This window comes from Coprococcus sp. AF16-22 (genome assembly GCF_003461545.1).
GTDB lineage: Bacteria > Bacillota > Clostridia > Lachnospirales > Lachnospiraceae > Coprococcus > Coprococcus aceti.
Genome location: NZ_QTXH01000021.1, coordinates 1 through 3,999, shown reverse-complemented (window position 1 = coordinate 3,999; position 3,999 = coordinate 1). Strand labels below are relative to the sequence as shown.

The window sequence follows — 3,999 nt, the reverse complement described above, 5'->3', positions numbered from 1 at the left end:
ATCTTTGACAATCTGTAAGGTTCATCTTCAAGCCTGCCAAGATCTACATACAAAAGAACTCCTCTATTGTCCATTAATCCCCTCATTCAGGTATTTGTCAACAAATTCAAACTCCTCCGGATCCTGAAATCCAACATTAGAAAGATAATTATCACATATTTCTTTTAATGTCTTGATTCAATACAATTCATATACTATGAACTTTTCATTTTTTCTGTAGCTTGACTACTCAACTGGAGTGTTTTTCACTCCGATTACTTATTTCTATCAAGTCTACGATGATAATCGATGGTGGACATCATGGTATCAGACTTTATAAAAGGGTACAACCTCATGAAAATTTTTGTAGGCATTGATATTGCCAAACTCAACCATTTCGCCGCTACAATTTCATCGGACGATGAAATACTCATTGAGCCGTTCAAATTCACAAACGACGCTGATAGCTTCCATGCATATGACTCATCTGGCAAATCTGCTCAAAGTGGACTCGCACGGACACTTTACCAAAGAGCAGGTCAAAGAATTAAGAGTTCTCGCACATAAGTCTGTCGGTGCAAACGACAGCGCTATATCTAAGTTAGCAACCACCAACTTCAAGCGCTTTTAAAATGTCTTCAAGCTCATCTCTGCTATCCTTCGCATCTTCTCCCACACTCGCAGCTCCAACATCATCTTCCTGCGACACAACACCATCTCCTTTATGGCATCATCAAACAATAGTATTGCATCGTCTATTTTTTTATCAGCATTCATTTAGTTTTTCTCTATTTGATTATAAAAATGCATTGTTTCCTACGCATTAATTGCTATGAGAACAATGCATTCTCTCACGAATACCCATTCTATATATGGCATTCGATTGTTATTCCGAGTTCATTTACTTGCCGCTGTACTTGTTCTAAAAAATCCATAGCCTTTTTTGTTGGTTCATACTTAAAATGGATTTCAAAAACAGCATATTCTATTAAATCTTCTTCATAAAATTCGTTATATTGATGTTCCTCGCAGAATGTAATATAAGAATTTATTTTTTCTTGTAGTCTTAGTAAATGATCATACTCATTTTTCCAATCAAGATGATCTGATATCAGTAATATTAAAGCCTTCCCATTTTCATCCGTAGCCATTCCATCTATTGTTCCACTATCTAAAACCGACATACTTCCTCCTTATATTTTTTTATTCACCTTTTAATTTATACTTAAATTTACCCTCCATTTTTTCAATAATATTTTCCGTTCTTTCTGTAGTGCCGATTTTTACATACGAACTACTTCCAGTCCACCACCGCTTGGCGAAACTTGAACTTGAGAAATATTTTTTCCTCCGCCTGAATTGTTTATCTTTATATCTGTGCTCCATTTCTTGACCTATCGAAAATTCTTAAAATAGACTATGTGAAAACAAAGAGCTTAAAAAACTAATCTACAATTAGCCGAATCGCAAATTACCAAATATCAATTCTAGATACTTCAAACTGAATACACATCCCATTTGACACATCTTTGGGGATTTTGTCTTCATCAATATGTAACGCAAACCCCTTTACCTCAACAATCCCCTTTTCCATATTCTTTAATTCACCTCTTAATTTATACTTAAATTCACCCTCCATTTTTTCAATAATATTTTCCGTTCTTTCACACAATATAATATTTTCTGTATCAAGGCATTCTAATGGTTCTACTAATACATCTCCTACATTATATGAACATGGGCACGAAAAACAAATTAAACAATCTGCATCACTTACAACTTTTAAAACCGCTTCTTCTTCACCTATATCTAACCAGTTAATTTCTTCAATATGCATATTTATACCTACCTTTCAATAGTTGGAATCACCTAACACATCTGCAATTTCTTGACCATATTTTCCATAATGCTCATCTAACAATGATTGATTTCTAAACAGTTTATCGTTGTTACTACCACTCTGGTATGCTAAACACATAGGAATCAAAGCAGTCTTTTTCTATCTATTGCTTTTCTTTTATTCCTATTTCACAATTATCCTGTTGAATGCATATTATAAAAAGAAACGTGACCAAGGTAAACATCACTTAACTGCCACAGGAGCTGTAGCAAGAAAGCTTACCACCGTAATTTATGCCGTGTTACGGGATAGTAAACCTTATGAACCTAAGAAGTTCTGTTAAATGTCTGGTAGTGAGACTAGGATTTAAGCCTGCCCGTGGGGAGGCTTAGTTGTAATGCAATCTTTTACAAAATCTTCATAAGATGAATATAATTGAAAGATTGCCATATTCTTTGATTCTAGTGCTCTTTCTGAACTCCAATAAATAATTGAAATTCCATTATTCTGATAATATAGACATAAATAATCATCATCTAAAATAGCAAACGGAATGACATCATAATCAAATAAATTTTCCTGTTCTTTATATACTTCTAACATTTCGTCCATCGGAATAACTACAAAGTTTTCCGTTACACCATCAATTAATATATCCAGTGTCCTTTGGGTTGCAATGATTGATTTTATTTCTTTAGGAATAATTCTATTCAGAGCTATTTCAATTGCATATTTCATTTCAATTACCTCCAACCAACGGAAATTGGCTCATTCTAATGGTCTTCTTACCTTGCGTATTTAATGGAATAAACACTCTGTGTGTACCAGTTGGTGTATCACTCGTACTAATATTAAAAGGGTACTCTTTCTTGTATATCATTACATTTTGATCTTTATTATAAATTACTTCATCCGGCTTCATAATAGTATCTTCACACAATTTTCCAACATTAACATCCTTTCCATATTGAGTTTTTTTAGGTGTAGATACAGTATCAGGATCATACATGTGTTTTCGTGAATGAATTGAAATGTAATCCGAAGCATCCAATCCCCCATTTTCTTTAAAAAACTCTGTATTTTCTATTGACTTCCCATAGCTGGTCTCACAAGTAATACTACTTTCAGACTCCACCCGTCCTTTGCTAGTAGACATAACCCTATTCTTTCCATCTGCTTTTGACGATGACTTTCCACCCTCAAAAACTGACCGCAAAACAAATGATGTTATTGCACACTCTGCCCAGGTCTTGGCTATATCTCCGCCTGTTATTGCTTTATCATATTTGTTTTCATGATATATGTATGTAGATGTACTTATTGTTACCCTCCAATTATTTTAGCGTATCTTACTCTAAGTCTGCCGGTGGGAGGCTTAGTTGTGATGCTCATTTTTAAATTTTCGAACTTTATCACACCACTCACCAATTAATTGACGAAGTTCTTTTGTATCAACTTCACACCAATTCCCCATAGCATCCTCTGCCAGATTATCATATACTTTAGTCGTTTTAGGACTTATTTCCGCACAACATACATTTCCATTTACTTCTTCATATTCACTTTTCCCTGACAGTACTTTATCAAAACCTGATTTAATCCATTTTTCAAAGGGCAATACATCGCATGACATAAAAGTTGTCAACAACTGATATTTCTCATCAAATATGATACTTATATCCTCAATACCATTTTTTAATTTATATTCTTCTATTCTATATTTCATTTCTATTCCTCCGGAAATGCTGAAATAATTTTACCACTTTGATCCAAAAACATATCTATTTTCATACCATTATTAGCTACTCCCTGATATGTATTTCTTGTACCAAGCTTTAATTCACAATTACTATATGCCTCATTAATTGCATCAACCACTTGTTGTGGGCTCAGATTCTTTGAATAAAATGTCGAAAATCCTCCATTTGCAGTCTTCGGTATGCCATTCACTTCAACTTGCGCTTTATATACTCCAAAGTTATTAACAGATGATTCCGTCCCTGGTATTACATTACCAGAGGTGCCTTCTATTCCTTCATAATGATATCCAACTGCTTTACCTCTTGCATTTACCTGACCTTCAAATATATGTTCAATAGCTGAGTCTGTAAAATTTTCTGTATTTTTTAATGAATTAAGTATTGACTTCCCATAGCTGGTCTCACAAGTAATACTACTTT

The 3,999-nt window shown here is 33.9% G+C and carries 7 protein-coding genes and 1 pseudogene; 1 reads left to right on the top strand and 7 read right to left on the bottom strand.

Going from position 1 to position 3,999, the window contains the following annotated elements:
* Positions 1-606: 606 nt before the first annotated feature.
* The 3 genes from DWW60_RS13450 to DWW60_RS13445 form a co-directional block, all read right to left on the bottom strand.
* Entirely contained in the window at positions 607-756 is a 150-nt protein-coding gene (locus DWW60_RS13450) for a hypothetical protein (RefSeq protein ID WP_156327940.1), read from the bottom strand.
* An 89-nt stretch (positions 757-845) separates the two neighbouring features.
* Positions 846-1,163 (bottom strand): DUF6572 domain-containing protein, encoded by a 318-nt coding sequence (locus DWW60_RS13185; protein WP_055148002.1) that lies wholly within the window; start codon positions 1,161-1,163, stop codon positions 846-848.
* 287 nt (positions 1,164-1,450) lie between these two features.
* On the bottom strand, positions 1,451-1,816 hold the full coding sequence (locus DWW60_RS13445; protein WP_055148005.1) for a hypothetical protein: 366 nt from the start codon (positions 1,814-1,816) through the stop codon (positions 1,451-1,453).
* Between the two features lie 189 nt (positions 1,817-2,005).
* On the opposite strand from DWW60_RS13445, the pseudogene DWW60_RS13760 reads away from it, so the two are divergent.
* Positions 2,006-2,162: pseudogene (locus tag DWW60_RS13760) on the top strand (IS110 family transposase); the annotation flags it as partial.
* A gap of 23 nt (positions 2,163-2,185) precedes the next feature.
* Here DWW60_RS13760 and DWW60_RS13175 read toward each other — a convergent pair.
* From DWW60_RS13175 to DWW60_RS13160, 4 genes are all read right to left on the bottom strand, one after another.
* A complete protein-coding gene (locus DWW60_RS13175) occupies positions 2,186-2,557 on the bottom strand; it encodes a hypothetical protein (protein ID WP_021981973.1) in 372 nt (123 codons plus the stop codon).
* Position 2,558: 1 nt separating this feature from the next.
* Positions 2,559-2,975 carry a hypothetical protein gene (locus tag DWW60_RS13170; protein WP_055274065.1) on the bottom strand — a complete coding sequence of 139 codons (417 nt, stop codon included), beginning with the start codon at positions 2,973-2,975 and terminating at the stop codon, positions 2,559-2,561.
* A 219-nt stretch (positions 2,976-3,194) separates the two neighbouring features.
* Complete coding sequence (locus tag DWW60_RS13165) at positions 3,195-3,545, bottom strand: hypothetical protein (RefSeq protein ID WP_243002976.1); 351 nt, start codon at positions 3,543-3,545, stop codon at positions 3,195-3,197.
* Positions 3,546-3,547: 2 nt separating this feature from the next.
* Positions 3,548-3,999 (bottom strand): EndoU domain-containing protein (locus DWW60_RS13160; protein ID WP_199414467.1); only part of this gene is annotated, 452 nt, incomplete at its 5' end.